We start from the raw sequence: 16,720 nt of genomic DNA, 5'->3' as shown, positions 1-16,720 counted from the left end.
GGGCCGGTCAGCCCAGCCAGGCTTGCCGGAACTGGTAACCGCTCAGCGAGATCCCGGTGCGGTCGGGCACCAGTCCCGCGACGTAGACCTGGTGCGCGTCGACCTGGTCGACGAAGCCCCAGACGATGTTGCCGCCGCGCTCGTACTCGATCCGCTGCGCCTGCCGCAGCAGCGCGTTCCGCTCGTTCGTGTCCACAGTGGACCGCGCGCGGGCGATCAGGTCGAGGAACTCCGGGTCCGCCCAGTGGGTCTCGTTGAACGGGGCGGTGGGCACCGCGCCGGAGGCGACCTGCGGCAGGTAGTTGCGCGTGTACCAGAAGGACTGCGCGAAATCCCAGGACAGGTAGTCGTCGCCGAAGAAGGTGGTGGTGTCCACGCGCCGCAGGTTCACCGTGATCCCGGCGTCGGCGGCCTGCCGCTGGAACACCTGGGCGGCCTCCACCGCCCCGGCCTGGATCGGCGCGGTCACCAGCTCCACGGTCAGGTTCGCGTGGCCCGCCTCGGCCAGCAGCCGCCGCGCCCCCTCGACGTCGCGGCGGCGCTGCGGCAGGTCCGCGGCGTAGGCCGGGTCGAACGGGGCGTACAGGTCGTTGCCCACCCGGCCCTGGCCGCTGAGCACCTGGTTGATCATCTGCTCGCGGTCCACCACCAGCCGGAAGGCCTGGCGCACCCGGGCGTCGTCGAACGGCGGCCGGTCCACCCGCATGGTGAACGGCAGCCAGGTCCCGGTCTCCGACCGCAGCACCCGGATGCGCTCGTCCGAGGCGAGCACGTCGATCAGCCCGACCGGAACCTGGTCGATCGCGTCCACCTGGGAGGACAGCAGCGCGTTGATGCGGGCGTCGTCCTCGGTGAAGTTGATCAGCACCAGGCGGTCCAGGTACGGCTCGCCGGGCCGCCAGTAGTGCTCGTTGCGGACGAAGGCGCTCTGCTGCCCGGGGGTGAACGACTCCAGCCGGAACGGGCCGGTGCCGACCGGGTTCGCCGGATCGAACCCCGACGGCACGATGCCGAGCATGTACTGGCCGAGGTAGTCGTCGAAGCCGGGCGAGGGCTCGGTCAGCCGGAACTCCACCGTGCGGTCGCCGGTGGGCACGACCTCGCCGAGCATGCTCAGGCTGGCCGCGCCGCTCTTGGGGTCCTGCGGGTCCAGCACCCTGGCGAACGTGGCCACCACGTCGGCCGGGGTGACCGGCCTGCCGTCGTGGAACCGCACCCCGGCGCGGAGCACGGCCGTCCACGTGCGGGCGTCGGCCGACGGGGTCAGCGACTCGGCCACCAGCATTTCCAGCTGGTAGTCGTGGTTGCGGTGCAGCAGCGGCTCGAACAGGTTGACGGTGCGGGCGATGTCGGGGTTCGTGGCCGGGATGTGCGGGTCGAGCGTGTCGGCCGCGCCCCCGCCGGTGACCCCGACCCGGAGCGTGCCGCCGCGTTTCGGCGGGCCGGTGGGGGCCGCGGCGGTGGCGCGGCCGCCGGAGCAGCCGGACAGCGCCGGGACCAGGCCGAGTGCGGCGGTCCCGGCTCCGGCGGCGAGGAACTGCCGTCTGGTGAAGGTGCCTGGCATGACGGGGACTTCCGGTTCGGGGAGGTAGGTGGGGTTCGGGATCAGGAAATGGCACGCCCCGCGTAGCCGGGCGCCGGGCTCTCCAGCTGTCTGAGCCGTTCGAAGATGTGCGCCGGGAACGGGGTGGTGCCGTGCTCGCCGACGTGCAGGCCGAGCAGTTCCTCGGTGGCGACCAGCCCGCCACCGACGTGCATTTCGTGGCAGAAGCGCAGTTTCTTGGGCCCGGCGGAGATGATCGAGGTGCGCACGCGCAGTTCCGCGCCGAGCTTGACCTCGCGGAGGTAGCGGACGTGAGCCTCCACTGTGTACAGCGAGCAGCCGGTGCTGCCGCGGTAGGCGGGGTCGAGGCCGACCGCGTCCATCATCGCGGTGGTGGCGTCCCCGAAGACCAGCACGTAGTAGGGCTCGCTCAGGTGCCCGTTGTAGTCGATCCACTCCTCGCGGACGGTGTCGGAGTATTCGAACGGCTCAGCCACGGCCGGCCTCCCGCACCGCGCGCACGGCCCGCTGCACGGCGATGATCGCCCGGTCGCGTTCCCGCACGAGGTCGGCGATGGACCGGTCGCCCGCTTCGTCGTGGCAGCCCTCGACCATGCGGTCGCGCAGTTCCGGCGTGAGTTCGGGGGCGTCGAGCCGGGTCCACGGCGCCTTCAGCGACGGTCCGAAGTGGTCGAGCATGTGCGCCATGCCGCCCTCACCACCGGCCAGGTGGAAGGTCAGGCACGGCCCGTGCAGCGGCCAGCGCAGGCCGGGTCCGTCCGTGATGGACAGATCGATCTGCTCGACCGTCGCCTCACCGTTGGCCACCATGTGCAGGGCCTCGCGCCACATCGCCTCCTGGAGCCGGTTGGCGATGAAACCGGGCAGCTCGCGGGACAGGGTGATCACCGATTTCCCGGCGTGGCGGTAGAACTCGGCGGCCCACTCGACCGCCCAGTCCGCGGTCAGCTCGCCACCGACCACCTCGACCAGTGGGATGAGGTACGGCGGGTTGAACGGGTGGCCGACCACGAGCCGTTCCGGGGCGGGCGCGGCCACCTGCATCTCGGTCATGCCGTACCCGGAGGTGGAGGAGGCGATGACCACGCCGGGCGGGGTGGCGGCGTCGATGTCGGCGAGCAGTTTCTGTTTGAGGTCCAGCTTTTCCGGCGCGCTCTCCTGGACGAAGTGGGCCTCGCCGACGGCTTCGGCCAGGGTGCCGGTGACGGTGAGGTTGGCCGGGGAGGCACCGTCGGCCAGGCCGAGCTCGACCAGGGCGGGCCAGGCGCGGTCCACCAGCCGGGTGAGCTTCGCGGCGGCGTCGGGCGCGGGATCCCAGGCCCGCACCCGGTAACCGCGGGCGAGGAAGTGCGCGACCCAGCCGCCGCCGATGACACCGGCGCCGACACAGGCCACAGTGGACACTTCATTCGGGGAGAAGGCCGCTTCAGACACTGGACACCGCCTTCAGGCCGAGCAGTTCGCGGGCCTGGTCGGGGGAGGCGACGGTGCCGCCGAGATCCTCGACGATGTGCACGGCACGCTCCACCAGTTGCGCGTTGGTGGCCTTGACGCCCTTGGCCAGGTAGAGGTTGTCCTCCAGGCCGACGCGCACGTGGCCGCCGAGGAGCGCGGCGTGGGCGACCCACGGCAGCTGGTCGCGGCCGATCGCGAACGAGGCCCACTGCGCGCCTTCCGGCAGCATGTGCACCATGGTCTGGAGCAGCTCGGGATTGGCCGGGGCGCCGTAGGGAATCCCCATGCACAGCTGGAAGAGCGGCGGCGGGTCGATCAGGCCCTCGTCGATCATCTTGGTGGCGAACCACAGGTGCCCGGTGTCGAAGATCTCCAGTTCCGGCTTCACCCCGAGTTCCTGGATGCGGCCGGCCCCGGCACGCAGCATGTCGGGGGTGGAGATGTAGAGCTGGCTGCCCTCGCCGAAGTTGAGCGAGCCGCAGTCGAGCGTGCAGATGTCCGGGAGCAGTTCTTCGACGTGGGGGAGCCGCTCCAGGCCGTTGACCAGATCGGTGCCGTCGACCGGTTTGAGCGGGTCCTCCCGGTCGATGAACAGGTCGCCGCCCATGCCCGCGGTCAGGTTCAGCACCACGTCCACCCCGCTGGCGCGGACGCGGGCGACCACTTCGCGGTAGAGCGAGACGTCCCGCGAGCCCTGCTTGGTTTCCAGGTCCCGCACGTGGATGTGCACCACGGCGGCACCGGCGTTCGCCGCGGCCACCGCGTCGGCGGCGATCTGCTCGGGGGTGACCGGGACGTGCGCGCTGCGCCCGGTGGTGTCGCCCGCGCCGGTCAGCGCGCAGGTGATGATGACGTTCTTCCTCACGGCCGGATGTCTCCCTCGGCTGGTCGGTGTCAGTCCACTGTGGTCTGGAGAATGGTGTGCTCGATGAACTGGTGCAGGTGCTCGCGCATGGTGTCCACGGAACTGCCGGGCCGCCGGGTGAGCACCTGGATGCCGAGCCCGTCGATCAGCGCGGTCAGCTGCGCGGTGAGCTGGTCGGGGTCCTGCCGCCGGAACCGGCCCTGGTCCTGTCCACTGCGGATGGTCATGGCGATGGTGCGGTACCAGCGGTCGTAGGAATCCCAGTACAGGGACCGGATTCCCGGGTTGAGCGCGCTTTCGTGCCAGACCTGCAGCCAGACCGCCCACTCGTCGCGGAGCAGCCCGTCGGTGGGCAGCTGGAGTTCCACGAGGCGGAGCAGGCGCTGGTGCGCGTCGGGCACCGAACGCAGTTCGGCGACCTGGCGGTCGAAGGCGAGCTTCACGTTGCGGCGCAGTGCTTCGTTCAGCACGGCGGCCTTGGTGGGGAAGTGGTGGTGGATGGTTGCCGTGCTGGTCTTGCAGGCCTCGGCGATGTCGGCGATCCGGACCTGGTGGTAACCGCGCCGGGCGATCAGGCGCCAGGCGGTTTCCAGGATCCGGAGCCGGGTCTCGGTGGTGTCCGGATCCGCGTCGGGCAGGGTCGACCGTGCCGCGGCGGCGGGGATCGCGGTCACCGTGGCGGCCTCGTCGCTGCCGCTGAGCAGCCAGTTGACCGTCACCCCGCTGTGCTCGGCGATCCGCACCAGTTCGTGCGGGGAGAACCGGCGGACACCGGCCAGCGCCTTCGACAGCTTCGTCTGGTCGAGACCGATCGCGGCGGCGAACTCGCGCTGCGCCCCGGGGGTCGCCCGGATCAGCCCGCGGACCCGCTCCCGCAGCCCGCCGGTCTCGTCCATGCCGGGGAACGATAAGTGCTCGTTGCGATAATCGCAATGGCTACTCGGATTCGGTAACACGGTGTTTCTGGAAACGTTGCGTTACGGTATCGTCGGGGGCATGGAGTTCCTGGCGGCCGCGGCCGCGTTCGGCAGCCTGCCGCTCTTCCTGGCGGCGTTCGCCTGGTACGCCGTCCGCGCCCGCCGTCGCGGAAGCGGCCAGTCGCTGATGGGACCGTTCGAGGAGATCTGGGACCCGATCGCGCACAAGACGAACGTCGAGATCCAGCTCGAGGCGGAGCGGAGCCCGGAGACGCCTTCGCCCGGTGATCCACCCGGCGCGGAGCGGGGCTTGCCGCGTCTTTACTGACCTGCCACCATCGCTCAGGCTTCCGGGCTGACCGACGCGCCGGTCAAGCGGGGGCGGTGTTCTGTTCTGTCGAGGGAGGAAACGGTGGAACCGCGACTCGAACCCGGTCTGAGCGCCACTCTCGACTACACCGTGCCGGAGCACCGGACGGTGCCGCACCTGCTCCCGGAGTCGGAGACCTTCGCCGCGATGCCGGGGGTGCTGGCCACCGGGTACCTGGTCGGGCTGGTCGAATGGACCTGCATGCGGGCGCTCGCCCCGTTCCTGCGGGCGGACCAGCGCACCTTGGGCGTGCACGTCGACCTGAGCCACGAAGCGCCGACGCCACCGGGATCGACGGTGAGCATCGAGGTGGTGCTGACCGCCGTGGAGGGCAGGCGCCTGCTGTTCGAGGTCGTCGCCCGTGACGAGGCGGCCGTGGTGTGCCGCGGAACGCACCGGCGCGCGATCGTGGACCTGAGCCGCTTCGAAAGCGCGCTCGCCGCGCGCGACGGTCAGCCGAGCGCTTCGGTCACCGCGGACAGGTCGAAGTAGTCACGCCACGCGGCGATCCGGCCGTCCGCGATTTCGAAAGTGCCCATGACGGGTAACCGCACTTCTTTCCCGTCCCGGCGCCGCAGGACGTCCGTGCGTTCGTTCATCACCACGGGACCGTCGCAGATCTGCCGGTGCACGATGAACTCGATGCCCTCGAACGCGGCACAGAAACCGGTCAGGAACTCTTCGATGGCCGCCCGGCCGTGGACCGGCGGCAGCGGGATGTTGTGGTAGACCGCGTCCTCGGTGAAGTACGCCGCGATTTCGGCGGGCCGCGGGGTCGCCCACGCCCGGCAGAACTCCGCCACCAATTCGCTCGGATTCGACGCCATCACCCACACCCTGCCACAAGGGCAACCGTCGGCGCCCGCCCGGCGTGCAGTCAGCACACGACATTCGAGGGGGAATGGGCGATGACGGTGAATCGGCGCACTTTCGGCAAGGCCGTGGCCGCGGGCGTGGCGGTGACCGCGGCATGGCGGGTCCCGGCGGCCTCGGCGGCGTCCCGCAACATCGGCGGGCTCGGGTGCGTGCTCGACGCGAGCGGCCGCCTGGTCTTCCTTGCCTCGGTCTACGACCGGATGAGCAGCTTCCTGGTCTACGGCAGGCAGCGCACCCCCGGTCTGGGCCCGTGGGACGTCACGCCCATCGAATACGGCACTAACGGGCGGACCGTGGCGCTGCTGGACCACCAGGGGAGAACCGCGTACTTCGTCCGCGGGAACCAGGGTGAGCTGTGGTTCGGCAGGCAGCAGCCCGACGGCACCTGGACCAAGACCGTCGCGGTCACGCAGGTGCTGGAAATCTGTTCGGCGGCGCTCGGCCCGGACGGCCGGATCCGGTTCCTCGTCCAGCGTGGCGCGGGCCAGCTCCTGTCCGGGGTCGAAACCGCCCCGGGCTCCGGTGAGTTCACCACGACCACCGTGCTGGACGGCGGGGTGGGCGCCGCCCGCCTGCTGGTCGACTCCGGCGGCGGAGCGCGCTACCTGGCCACCCGGTCGGACGGAACGCTGTGGCACGGCAGGCAGTTCGGCGAGGTGTGGCAGTCGGAGGTGGTGGCCACCGGGGTGGAGTACCCCGGCTCGATCGCGGTGGTCGCCGACGCGAGCGCGCGCCTGCGGTTCGTGCTCGGCAGCGTGACCGGGCCCGGCAAGTTCGGCTACCAGACCGGCTTCGACTGGGTCCTGGGCGACCTCGGCCTGCCCAGCCGGTCACCGCTGATGGCGCTGGACGTCGCCGGCCGGCTGGTCCACTTGGCCAGTACGCCCGACGACCAGCTGTTCTGGGCCCGCAAGGCCACCGCGGAGGAACCGGCCTGGACCAGCGCGGCGATCCGGCCCGGTGTCCAGTTCGGGCTCGACACGGCCCTCGACGTCAACGGGAAGCTCTGCTACTTCGCCTCGGGTTACGGGGAAGTGGTGCACGGCTGGGAGAAGACGCCGGGCGGCGGTGACTGGGACAGCACCACGATCCAGCTCCCCTGATCACGGCCAGTTGCGCAACGCCAGCTCCGCCACCCGCTGCAGTTCTTCGCGGGAGGCGTCGCTGGCGGCTTGCACGGCGATTCCGTTCGACACGGTCATGATGTAGCGCGCGAGCACCACGGGATCGCTGCCGGCCGGGAGATCGCCCTCGTCGAGGGCCCGCTGGAACCGCTCGCGCAGGTGCTCCATGCCTTCGTTCCGCCACGCGGCGAGCACGTCACGGGCGATGCGCCCGTGCTCGCCGGCGGCCAGCGCGCCCTGGACGCTGAGGCAGCCGGACGGGCAGTCCGGCGTGAGCGAGGTGTTGATCGACCCGCGCAGGAACGCGGTGGCCACCTCGCGCGCGGTGGGTTCCCGCAGCGCCCGGCTCACGTAGGAAGCGGGGCCCACCTGGTAGAGCTCCAGCGCCTTCTGGAACAGCGCCTCCTTGTTCCCGAAGGCCGCGTACATGCTGGTGCGCGTGATGCCCATGGCGTTGGTCAGGTCGGTGAGGGTGGCGCCCTCGTAACCCTGCTCCCAGAAGACGCGCATGGCCCGGTCGAGGGCCGCGTCGGTGTCGAAGCCGCGCGGGCGCCCCGGGGGTGCCTTCCGCCGAACGTCCACGCGGCCGATCCTACCCCTTTTCTGTACCGGTCGATCCGCAAGGCGCCGACGCTGTGCTACGTTGATTAAGTACCGCTCGGTACTTAAATATGTGGAGGTCGACAGTGGGACAGCTCGAGGGCAAAACGGCCGTGGTGACCGGCGGCGGCGCGGGCATCGGGCTCGCGGCGGCGCGGCGCCTGGCCGCCGAGGGCGCGCACGTGTTCATCACCGGGCGCCGCGAGGCCGAGCTGGAGAAGGCGGTCATCGCCATCGGCGACGCCACCGCGGTCCCCGGTGACGTCAGCGTCGCGTCCGATGTGGACCGGCTGTACGAGCGCGTGCGGGAGCGCGGCCGGGGGTTGGACGTGGTGTTCGCCAACGCGGGGGTCAATCCGCTCGCCACCTTGGCGGAACTCACCGAGGAGGTCCACGACAAGATCTTCGACATCAACGTCAAGGGCACCTTCTTCACCGTGCAGAAGGCACTTCCGCTGCTCAACGACGGGGCGTCGGTGGTGCTCACCGGCTCCACCGCCGGCGAGGGCGGCGCCGCGGGCATGAGCGCCTACGGGGCGTCGAAGGCGGCCGTCCGTGCCTACGCGCGGGCGTGGGCCAGCGAGCTCGGCGGCCGGGGCATCCGGGTCAACGTGGTCTCACCCGGTCCGGTGAAGACGCCGCTGTGGGACTCGGCGTTCGGTGAGCAGGCCGAGGAGATGCTGGCGACGGTCGCGGCCGGGCTGCCGCGTCAGCGGGTGGGCGATCCGGAGGAGATCGCCGCCGCCGTGGCGTTCCTCGCTTCGCCGGAGAGCAGTTTCGTCTACGGCGCCAATCTCTACGTCGACGGTGGGATGAACCAGATCTGAGCCGGTGACCGACCAGTCGAACGGCCTGGGCGAGTACCTCCGTGCTCGCCGCGGGCTCGTCACGCCCGAGCAGGCGGGACTCGCCGACCTGGGCAGGCGGCGGGTGCCCGGCTTGCGGCGCGAGGAAGTGGCCATGCTCGCGGGCATCAGCGCCGACTACTACCTGCGCCTCGAACGCGGCCGCGACCGGAACCCGTCGGTGCAGGTGCTCGAATCCCTGGCCCGAGTGCTCCGGCTCGACGACGAGCACCTGGCCCATTTGCTGAGCCTGGGCGCGGAAAAACCCCGGCGGAGGCGGGCCGGGCCACGCACGGAGACGGTGCCGGGCGGCACCGCCCAGTTGCTGCGGACCCTGCCGCATCCCGCCTTCGTCGAGGGGCGCTACTTCGACATCCTGGCCGCCAACGCGCTGGCGACCGCGTTGTCGCCACGGTTGTCACCGGGGCACAACCAGCTGCTCGACGTGTTCCTCGATCGGGCGGAACAGGACCTCCATCTGGACTGGGACGGGACCACGAAGTGTTACGCCGCCAGCCTGCGCCGGTCCGCCGACCCCGACGACCGGCGCTTCATCGAGCTCATCGACGAGCTTTCCCTGCTGAGCCCGCGCTTCCGTACGTTGTGGAACCGCCACGACGTGCGAACCCAGCGCGGGGGAGTGGTCCCCGTCGACCACCCGCGGCTGGGCGAGTTGCGACTGCACCGCGAACGGCTCGCGATCAGCGGCACGGACGGCCTCACCCTCGTGGTGTACCACGCCGACGCGGGTTCGCCGGACGCGGAGAAGCTGGGCCTGCTGGGGTCGCCGGCGCTGGGGAGGGCGTGAAGTCAGCCCACGGGCCGAGGGCGAATCGGCTGCCGTCCCGTCGTACTTCCAGTGCGCCGGGGCCGCCGAAGTGGGCGGGGATGAGCAGTTCCCGTTCGTCGGCGGCCCTGGCGAGGATGCGGCGGCGGGTGGCGGCCGCCTGTTCCTGGTCCTGGCACGAGCTGCTGTTGCAGCACGGTTCGAGGATCTGCACCGGGCTGTGCAGCAGGTCGCCCGCGAAGACCGCGCGGTCGGTGCCGGAGGTCAGGCGGACCACTGACGAACCGGGGGTGTGGCCGGGCGCGGACTCCAGCACCAGGTTGTCGTCGATGCGGTGGAAGTCCTGCCACAGCAAGGCTTTCCCCGCTCGGTGGATCGGGGCGACGCTGTCTTCGTAGATCAGGCGGTCGACGGGTTGCACCGCGTTTCCGGAGTAGTGGGCGTCGTCTGCGGCCGGGATGAGGTACTCGGCGTTGGGGAAGGTCGGCACCCACTCGCCGCCCGCGTCGAGGGTGTTCCAGCCGACGTGGTCGACGTGGAGGTGGGTGTTGACGACGACGTCGACGTCCCGCGGGCGGACCCCGGCGTGGGCGAGGAGTTCCAGGAAGTTGCTGCGTCGGTGGTGGAAATACGGGGCCATGCCTGGTCTTTCGCGGTCGCTGCCCGCGCCGGTGTCGATCACGATGGTGCGCCCGCCGCTATGCAGCACCCAGGTCTGCAGCGCGATCACCGGCCTGCCCGTGTCCGGTTGCCAGTGGTCCGGCGCCAGGCGCGCCCACGCCTCCGGTGGCACGTCCGGGAGGAAGTCGGCGGCGGGCAGGAACGGCTCGTGCCACTCGATGAGGCGCACGACCTCGACGTCGCCGAGGATCAGGCGTTGCACGTTCTGGTTGATCACGTGATCGAGCGTAGGAAGCCCGGCTGAGCTTTTCGATGCTTGATGGGCTCGTTCGGATACGCGTGCGTCTCACCTTAGAGTGGATCTCATGGACGTGGTGAGCGACGCGATCTCGGCCGTGCGCCTCGGGCACCCCTGGTCACACCGGATGCGGTCGGGCGGGGACTGGCGCACGCGGGTCGATCCGTTCCAGGGCGCGGGTTTCTACGTCGTGCTGAAGGGCGGTTGCCTGCTGCGGACCGACAGCGGCGACCGCATCCCGCTCGACGCCGGTGACGCCGTGCTGCTGCCGCACGGCGCCGGGCACGCGATCGAGGACGCGCGCACTGATACCGAAGTCCTCTCTGGCCGGTACTGGCTCGATTGCAGCCGCATGCACCCGCTGATGACCGAACTGCCCGAGGTCGTCCACCTGCCGCACCGCGTCGGCCGCCACCTCGAACTCCGCGCCGCGATCGACCTGCTGTCCGGCGAACTCGACCGGATCAAGCCTGGTTCCTGTGTCGCCCTGCCGAACCTGCTCGACCTTCTGCTGGTCTACCTCGTCCGGTCCTGGATGGACGAAGCGACGTGCGGAACCTGGCCGGGAGCGCTGGGGGATCCGGTGACGGCCGCCGCGCTGCGGGCGGTGCACACCGATCCGGCCGCGCCGTGGACGAACGACCGCCTGGCCGCCGAGGCGGGTGTTTCCCGCGCCACCCTGGCGCGCCGGTTCACCGCGCTGGTCGGCCGCCCGCCGATGGCGTACCTCACCTGGTGGCGCCTGATCGTGGCCGCCGGGTTGCTCCGGGACACCTCCGGCACGTTGGCCACCATCGCCGGCCGGGTCGGTTATGGCAGTCCCTACGCGTTCTCGCACGCCTTCGAGCGGGAGTTCGGCACCACACCGGGACGGTACCGGGTGCGGGCGGCGGAGCGGACCGCGGAAAGGGGACCTGCCACTCCCCGGGTCCCGCGGAGCACTGGTCCGGACCGGTGAGGTGCGATTCCGTGGTGCCAGCACAAAACGCTGCCACGAAAGGAATCTCACCATGACCAAGCCGGTGAACCGCCGGATCGTGCTGGCGGCGCGGCCCCACGGGAACCCGAAGGCGAGCGACTTCGAACTCGTGGAAGCCCCGGTCCCCGTGCCGCGCGACGGCGAGGTGCTCGTCCGGAACCTTCTGACCTCGCTCGAACCGTTCAACCGCATCCTGATGGGGAACGCGAACGGCGACCAGGTCCCCATCGGGATCGGCGACACCATGCTCGGTTTCACCGTCGCGGTGGTCCAGGAGAGCAGGAACCCGGCGTTCGCCGCCGGTGACCACGTCGCCGGGATCACCGGCTGGCAGGACTACGCCGTGTCGGACGGATCGGACCTCCGGGTGGTCGATCCGCACGCGGCTCCCTTGTGGACGAACCTGGACGTGCTCGGCATGCCGGGCCTGACCGCCTGGGTCGGCCTGACCGAGATCGCCCGGCCCCGGTCCGGCGGGACGCTGGTCGTCACCGGGGCGGCGGGCGCGGTCGGCTCGGCGGCGGCTCAGCTCGGCAAGCTCCGCGGGCTGCGGGTGGTCGGGATCGCGGGCGGGCCCGAGAAGGTGCGGCTCCTGCTGGACGAACTCCGCCTGGACGCGGCGGCCGACCACCGGGCGCCCGACTTCGCCGGGCAACTCGCCCGTGCCGTGCCCGACGGCATCGACACCATCTACGACAACGTGGGTGCGTCCTTGCTCCCCGCGCTGCTGCCGCACCTCAACCCGGACGCGCAGATCGTGGTCGGCGGGGTGATGTCGCAGATCACCCGGACCGGCGCCGCCGAGGGCCCGGACCACCTGCCGGACCTGCTGCGGGCGGCCGTCTACCGGAAGGCGACCATCCGCGGGTTCAACGTGATGGAGTTCTTCGACCGCTACCCGGATTTCCTGGCTGAACTGGCCCCGGCGGTCGCGGCGGGGGAGGTGCGCTCCCGGACGCACCTCTTCGACGGGCTCGAAGCCATTCCCGAGACCTTTCCGGAGATGTTCACCAGCCGCGCCCCCGGAAAGATGATCGCGAAGATCGCCGCGGGTTAGAGCAGGGCGAGGAGGATCCGCCGCAGTTCGGCGCGGTCGCGAAGCGCGATCTTCGCCAGCCTGCGGTCGAACTCCTTCGCGAGTGCGGCGAGCGCCCGGTCGCGCGCCGCCTCGCCCTCGGTGGTCAGGGCGAGCCGGTGCCGTCGTAGGTCGGCGTCGTCGATTTCGCGGCGCAGGAAGTCCTTCGCGACCAGGTTGCGCACGTAGACCGTCACGCTGGCCTTGGGGATCACCAGCTTCGCCGCCAGCTCGGCCGGGTACGGCGAGGCTTCGACCTCGGCGAGCACGAAGAACTCCTTCGGGTCCAGGCCGAGCGCGGTGAGTTCGTCGCTGCAGGCGTCCAGCACGACGGTCAGCAGACGGTGGTTCAGCGTCCACAACTGCGCGGCGTCCACGGACACGCGACCCCTCCTCCAAGTGGTACAGTTCTGTACTAGTTCCATATTGTACTAGATACCGGGAAGGTGCTTTCGTCGTGCTCAAGCACATCGCGATTCCCCGCGGACCGTTCGACCTCGCGGCCGATCTCCACCTGCCCGACGGCGCGGATGAGCCGCTGCGGGCGGTGGTCGTGTCCACACCGGGGAGCAGCGTGAAGGAGCAGATCGGCGCGAACTACGCGTCCCGGCTCGCCGCCCGGGGCATCGCGGCGCTCGTGTTCGACCCGGCCCACCAGGGGCAGAGCGGCGGGGAACCCCGCGACCTCGAAGACCCGTACCGCCGCGGGGAGGACATCTCCTACGCGATCGACGCGCTCAGCACGATTCCCGGCATCGACGCGGACCGCATCGGCGTTCTCGGGATCTGCGCCGGTGGTGGGTACGCGGTGCACACCGCTCGCACGGACCACCGCATCAAGGCGGTCGGCACGGTCGTCCCCGGCAACATGGGCACGTCGTTCCGGGGGTTCCAGCCCGAGGGCCCGGCCGCCGCGCTCGACGCCATGGCCGCGGCGCGCCTCGAGGAGAACCGCACCGGCGAACTGGCCCGCCTGAACTGGCTCCCCGACACCCTGGACGAGGCCGCCGTGGCCGGGCTGACCGACGTCGACACCACGCAGGCGATCACCTTCTACCGCACCGACCGGGGCCGGAGCGCGCATTCGACGAACCGGCGCCTCGCCCGCGGCGACTCGCTCCTCCTGGGTTACGACGCCTACCACCTGGCAGACCAGCTCATGACGCAGCCGCTGCAGGTCGTCCTGGCGGGACGCCGCGGGAACACCGGTTCCTACGAGTCCGGCATGCTGTTGTGGGAACTCGCGCCCAACCCGGTGGACCTCATGGTGGTCGAAGGCGCCGGCCACTACGAAATGTACGACGAACCCGAGTACGTCGACGCCGCCGTCGAGCGCCTGGCCGCCTTCTACTCGGAGTACCTGTGAACCCACTCCCGCCCTAATCCGGCGGAACCGGTGAGACATTTCGATCGTCTCTGTAACATAACCGGCAGGAGGGTGGGCGCATGGGCTTCGAAGTGCACGTCAGGGACTTGAGCGCGGCGGCGGACAAGCTGAGCGAGGCGGAATCCCCGGCGATGACCGTGCAGGGGACGCCGGGGGCCGGCGGGACCGGCGGCGCCGCCGGGTATGCCGCCGACTACGAGGTGTGGCTCGAGACCAGGAAACTGGACCTCAAGGCCGCCGATGAACAGACCGCCGCCATCGTCGCCAAGATCAGGGCGGCGGCGCTGGCCTACGACGCCCAGGACGCCGACGCGCGCGAGGCCTTCATCAAGGCACTCGACGACGGCCTCGCGCAGATGGACCGGTGACCGCGATGTTCGACCGGATCTACGACCTCGCCGACAAGCTCGACCAGGGCAGCACCACGGACCTGGACGATCGGGCCCGCGCCTGCCGCGCCGCCAAGGAAGCCGTGCACGCCGTCAAGGCCCAGCTCGACGGGGTGCGCACCGAGATGAGCCAGGCGTGGCAGGGCAACGCCGGCGAAACGGCGCTCGCCGACCTGGACGCGTTCCGCCGGAACCGCGAGCGGCAGGCCGACGACCTGGAGCGGTCGGCGGCCTCCTTCGAGGTGGTCCGCGACGCACTGGAGAAGGCGCAGCAGGAAGCCCGGAGCAAACGCGAGGAGGCCAAGGCACTGGAGGCCGAACTCGAACGGGCGTGGCAGGGCGCCGAGGACAACCCGTTCAAACTCCCCGGCGCCTGGGCGAAGCAGACCAAAACGAAGGTCCAGGAAGCGCTGCTGCTCCTGGACATGGAGCGGATCGTCCGGACCTACGACAAGGTCCTCAACGACGAGGGCGCGACGATCCGCGATATGAAGGGCCACATCGACGAGGACGCCGGTGCCGTCCTGCGTGCCGCACGGGAGAAGGACGCGGGTGTCCTGAGCGAGCTCAGCTATATCCTCAGCGTGCTCATGAAGAACCCGAACCTCGGCAAGTCCCTGCTGATGGACAAGCTGATGGAGAACCCCGAACTCGCCGAACAGGTGTACCAGCACTTCGGTTTCAAGTACAGCAAGGACGGCGACTTCTACACCACCGGGGAACACTCGCTGCAGAGCTACTTCGGCTGGCACGACCTCTACGACAAGGCGGGCCCGGCGCTCGGGATGAAGCTCCACGAGACCAGCCACCCGAACATCGAGTTCCGCGATCCCGTGACCGGCAAGCAGTACCGGTTCGAGGCGTGGAAGGGCAGTTACGGGTACGGCGGCTCGTTCGGCGGCGAGGTCGCGCTGTACGCCAAGGACGCCGACCCCGAGGGACCCGACAACATCCCCGGCTACCACTCCGCGGCCCAGGGTGACGAGCAGATCCGGGTGACCCAGCAGATCTACGACAAGAACAACCCCGACCGCGTCTACCTGACGAACGACGGGCAGGGTGCCGACGGCACGGACAAGCGCCACTACTGGAACCTGGCGATCCAGACCGATCCGAACGTGGACCGGGAAGCGCTGGGGCAGCGGGCCACGATCCACGTCGAGGACCGGCCCGCGATGCGGGACGAGATGTTCAAGGCGATGCAGCGCTACGCCGCCGCGGACCCCACGTTCAAGCCGGTGATCAATCCCGACGGTTCGATCAGCTACACCTGGGAGAAGTGATCACCACTCGTACTTGGTGTTGAGTTCGTACGGCTGGTCGTCGTCGGCAGAGTCGTCGGCAGAGTCGGAGTCCCGGCCCGGCTCGACGAGGCCCTGGTAGAGGTCGGCGATGTCGAGCAGGCCGACGACCTCGTCGGCCACGTGCTGGCCGTGGCGGCTTTCGACGTCGACCAGTCCCTCGCGCAACGCCGCGGTCGCGGCCGCCCTGGCCTTGGCGCGCAACGCCTTCGCCAGTTCCTCCGGGGATTCGCTCATGTGCTGATCCTACGTCGCTCCGGCGGTCCCGCGGGGAATTCGGTGCGATAGCGGGTGGGCGTCGTGCCCAGTGCGGTGGCGAAGTGCTCGCGGAGGCGGGCCGGGGTGCCGAAACCGGACCGCGTGGCGATGGTGTCGATGCCGAGCGTCGTCGTTTCCAGCAGGTGCCTCGCCCGCGCGAGCCGTTGCGCGACCAGCCAGTGGTGGACGGTGGTGCCGGTGCGCGCGCGGAAGGCGCGGGTGAAGGTGCTGCGGCTCATGTGCGCCCGCGCGGCCAGCTCGTCGATGCTGTGTGGACTGTCCAAACGGGACTGGATCCAGGCCAGTACGGCGGTGAGCGGGTCCTCGTCCGGGACGGGGACCGGGAGTTCGATGAACTGCGCCTGCCCGCCCGGCCGGTGTGGCGCGGCGACGATGCGGCGGGCGACCCGGTTGGCCGCGGCCTGACCGGCCCGGCCGGCGAGCAGGTGGAGGCAGGTGTCGATCCCGGCGGTCGCGCCCGCGCCGGTCACGACGTCGCCCTCGTCGACGTACAGCTCCTCCGGTTGCAGGCGCACCAGGGGAAAACGCCGCCGGAACGTGTCCGCCCACCTCCAGTGCGTGGTCGCCGCGCGGCCGTCGAGGATCCCGGCATCGGCCACGACGAACACCCCCAGGCAGAGTCCGACGACCAGCGCGCCGCGCTCGTGCGCGGCACGCAACGCGGCCGAGACCGCCGAGGGCGCGGGCGACTCCGGATGGGACCACCACGGCACGACGACTATGTCGGCGGTGTCGAGCGCGTCGAGGCCCGCGGTCACGTCGATCGCGTAGCCCGCGGTGGTCCTGAGGCGGCCCGGCTCCGGCGCGGCCACCGTGATCGGCCACGGTTCGAGGTCGCCGGTGGGGGCTTCCGGCCCCCACACGAGCGACGGCACGGCGAGGTGGAACGGGCTGATGCCGTCGAAGGCCAGGACGGCCACTCCCGGAGCACGCATCGGGTCCCTCCCTCGCGGATGTCGGCCGATCCCGGCCAGGGCTGACCCGATTC

At 70.6% G+C, this 16,720-nt stretch carries 21 protein-coding genes; 10 read left to right on the top strand and 11 right to left on the bottom strand.

Features of this window, described 5'->3' with window-relative positions:
- Positions 1 to 7 precede the first annotated feature (7 nt).
- The 5 genes from JYK18_RS35790 to JYK18_RS35770 are packed head-to-tail and all read right to left on the bottom strand — an operon-like array spanning position 8 to position 4,780.
- Positions 8 to 1,564: an ABC transporter substrate-binding protein gene (locus JYK18_RS35790; RefSeq protein WP_206807826.1), complete on the bottom strand. Its 1,557-nt coding sequence runs from the start codon at positions 1,562 to 1,564 to the stop codon at positions 8 to 10.
- A 41-nt stretch (positions 1,565 to 1,605) separates the two neighbouring features.
- The gene (locus tag JYK18_RS35785; protein WP_206807825.1) at positions 1,606 to 2,040 is read right to left on the bottom strand and encodes a thioesterase family protein; all 435 of its coding nucleotides are present in this window, start codon (positions 2,038 to 2,040) and stop codon (positions 1,606 to 1,608) included.
- Positions 2,033 to 2,998 carry a 3-hydroxyacyl-CoA dehydrogenase NAD-binding domain-containing protein gene (locus JYK18_RS35780; RefSeq protein WP_206807819.1) on the bottom strand — a complete coding sequence of 322 codons (966 nt, stop codon included), beginning with the start codon at positions 2,996 to 2,998 and terminating at the stop codon, positions 2,033 to 2,035. The genes JYK18_RS35785 and JYK18_RS35780 overlap by 8 nt, the downstream gene beginning before the upstream one ends.
- Positions 2,991 to 3,884, bottom strand: a complete 894-nt coding sequence (locus JYK18_RS35775; RefSeq protein ID WP_206807817.1) for a 3-keto-5-aminohexanoate cleavage protein — start codon at positions 3,882 to 3,884, stop codon at positions 2,991 to 2,993. The genes JYK18_RS35780 and JYK18_RS35775 overlap by 8 nt, the downstream gene beginning before the upstream one ends.
- Positions 3,885 to 3,913: 29 nt before the next feature.
- Complete coding sequence (locus tag JYK18_RS35770) at positions 3,914 to 4,780, bottom strand: TetR/AcrR family transcriptional regulator (protein WP_206807812.1); 867 nt, start codon at positions 4,778 to 4,780, stop codon at positions 3,914 to 3,916.
- A gap of 100 nt (positions 4,781 to 4,880) precedes the next feature.
- Here JYK18_RS35770 and JYK18_RS35765 point away from each other — a divergent pair, with 100 nt between their 5' ends.
- Complete coding sequence (locus tag JYK18_RS35765; RefSeq protein ID WP_206808348.1) at positions 4,881 to 5,129, top strand: hypothetical protein; 249 nt, start codon at positions 4,881 to 4,883, stop codon at positions 5,127 to 5,129.
- Between the two features lie 84 nt (positions 5,130 to 5,213).
- Positions 5,214 to 5,663, top strand: a complete 450-nt coding sequence (locus JYK18_RS35760; protein WP_206807807.1) for a thioesterase family protein — start codon at positions 5,214 to 5,216, stop codon at positions 5,661 to 5,663.
- Here the strand turns inward: JYK18_RS35760 and JYK18_RS35755 are convergent.
- Entirely contained in the window at positions 5,624 to 5,998 is a 375-nt protein-coding gene (locus JYK18_RS35755; RefSeq protein WP_206807806.1) for a limonene-1,2-epoxide hydrolase family protein, read from the bottom strand. The genes JYK18_RS35760 and JYK18_RS35755 overlap by 40 nt on opposite strands.
- An 81-nt stretch (positions 5,999 to 6,079) precedes the next feature.
- Here JYK18_RS35755 and JYK18_RS35750 point away from each other — a divergent pair, with 81 nt between their 5' ends.
- On the top strand, positions 6,080 to 7,150 hold the full coding sequence (locus tag JYK18_RS35750; protein ID WP_206807805.1) for a hypothetical protein: 1,071 nt from the start codon (positions 6,080 to 6,082) through the stop codon (positions 7,148 to 7,150).
- Here JYK18_RS35750 and JYK18_RS35745 read toward each other — a convergent pair whose 3' ends face one another.
- Entirely contained in the window at positions 7,151 to 7,753 is a 603-nt protein-coding gene (locus JYK18_RS35745) for a TetR/AcrR family transcriptional regulator (protein WP_307796196.1), read from the bottom strand. It abuts the gene before it with no gap.
- A gap of 104 nt (positions 7,754 to 7,857) precedes the next feature.
- Here JYK18_RS35745 and JYK18_RS35740 point away from each other — a divergent pair, with 104 nt between their 5' ends.
- Positions 7,858 to 8,598, top strand: a complete 741-nt coding sequence (locus JYK18_RS35740; protein ID WP_206807804.1) for an SDR family NAD(P)-dependent oxidoreductase — start codon at positions 7,858 to 7,860, stop codon at positions 8,596 to 8,598.
- A gap of 4 nt (positions 8,599 to 8,602) precedes the next feature.
- The gene (locus tag JYK18_RS35735) at positions 8,603 to 9,424 is read left to right on the top strand and encodes a helix-turn-helix domain-containing protein (RefSeq protein WP_206807803.1); all 822 of its coding nucleotides are present in this window, start codon (positions 8,603 to 8,605) and stop codon (positions 9,422 to 9,424) included.
- On the opposite strand, the gene JYK18_RS35730 is transcribed toward JYK18_RS35735, so the two are convergent.
- The gene (locus JYK18_RS35730) at positions 9,336 to 10,301 is read right to left on the bottom strand and encodes an MBL fold metallo-hydrolase (RefSeq protein WP_307796195.1); all 966 of its coding nucleotides are present in this window, start codon (positions 10,299 to 10,301) and stop codon (positions 9,336 to 9,338) included. The two genes, JYK18_RS35735 and JYK18_RS35730, sit on opposite strands and share 89 nt — an antisense overlap.
- Positions 10,302 to 10,389: 88 nt before the next feature.
- Here JYK18_RS35730 and JYK18_RS35725 point away from each other — a divergent pair, with 88 nt between their 5' ends.
- Together JYK18_RS35725 and JYK18_RS35720 are read left to right on the top strand one after the other, a co-directional pair.
- Positions 10,390 to 11,280: an AraC family transcriptional regulator gene (locus JYK18_RS35725; RefSeq protein ID WP_206807801.1), complete on the top strand. Its 891-nt coding sequence runs from the start codon at positions 10,390 to 10,392 to the stop codon at positions 11,278 to 11,280.
- Between the two features lie 52 nt (positions 11,281 to 11,332).
- Positions 11,333 to 12,358 (top strand): NADP-dependent oxidoreductase, encoded by a 1,026-nt coding sequence (locus tag JYK18_RS35720; RefSeq protein WP_206807799.1) that lies wholly within the window; start codon positions 11,333 to 11,335, stop codon positions 12,356 to 12,358.
- On the opposite strand, the gene JYK18_RS35715 is transcribed toward JYK18_RS35720, so the two are convergent.
- A complete protein-coding gene (locus tag JYK18_RS35715) occupies positions 12,355 to 12,759 on the bottom strand; it encodes a MarR family winged helix-turn-helix transcriptional regulator (protein WP_206807798.1) in 405 nt (134 codons plus the stop codon). The two genes, JYK18_RS35720 and JYK18_RS35715, sit on opposite strands and share 4 nt — an antisense overlap.
- Positions 12,760 to 12,833: 74 nt before the next feature.
- Between JYK18_RS35715 and JYK18_RS35710 the strand changes: the two genes are divergently transcribed.
- From JYK18_RS35710 to JYK18_RS35700, 3 genes are all read left to right on the top strand, one after another.
- On the top strand, positions 12,834 to 13,742 hold the full coding sequence (locus JYK18_RS35710) for an alpha/beta hydrolase (protein ID WP_206807797.1): 909 nt from the start codon (positions 12,834 to 12,836) through the stop codon (positions 13,740 to 13,742).
- An 80-nt stretch (positions 13,743 to 13,822) separates the two neighbouring features.
- On the top strand, positions 13,823 to 14,131 hold the full coding sequence (locus tag JYK18_RS35705) for a hypothetical protein (protein ID WP_206807796.1): 309 nt from the start codon (positions 13,823 to 13,825) through the stop codon (positions 14,129 to 14,131).
- Positions 14,132 to 14,136: 5 nt separating this feature from the next.
- The gene (locus tag JYK18_RS35700; RefSeq protein WP_242583795.1) at positions 14,137 to 15,435 is read left to right on the top strand and encodes a DUF4474 domain-containing protein; all 1,299 of its coding nucleotides are present in this window, start codon (positions 14,137 to 14,139) and stop codon (positions 15,433 to 15,435) included.
- Here JYK18_RS35700 and JYK18_RS35695 read toward each other — a convergent pair whose 3' ends face one another.
- Both JYK18_RS35695 and JYK18_RS35690 read right to left on the bottom strand, forming a co-directional pair.
- Entirely contained in the window at positions 15,436 to 15,690 is a 255-nt protein-coding gene (locus JYK18_RS35695) for a hypothetical protein (protein WP_206807794.1), read from the bottom strand.
- Positions 15,687 to 16,667: a GlxA family transcriptional regulator gene (locus JYK18_RS35690; protein WP_206807793.1), complete on the bottom strand. Its 981-nt coding sequence runs from the start codon at positions 16,665 to 16,667 to the stop codon at positions 15,687 to 15,689. Before JYK18_RS35690 ends, JYK18_RS35695 begins: the two co-directional genes overlap by 4 nt.
- Positions 16,668 to 16,720 lie beyond the last annotated feature (53 nt).

Origin of the sequence: Amycolatopsis sp. 195334CR (genome assembly GCF_017309385.1) — a bacterium.
Classification (GTDB): domain Bacteria; phylum Actinomycetota; class Actinomycetes; order Mycobacteriales; family Pseudonocardiaceae; genus Amycolatopsis.
This window is presented reverse-complemented; position numbering and strand designations above follow the sequence as displayed.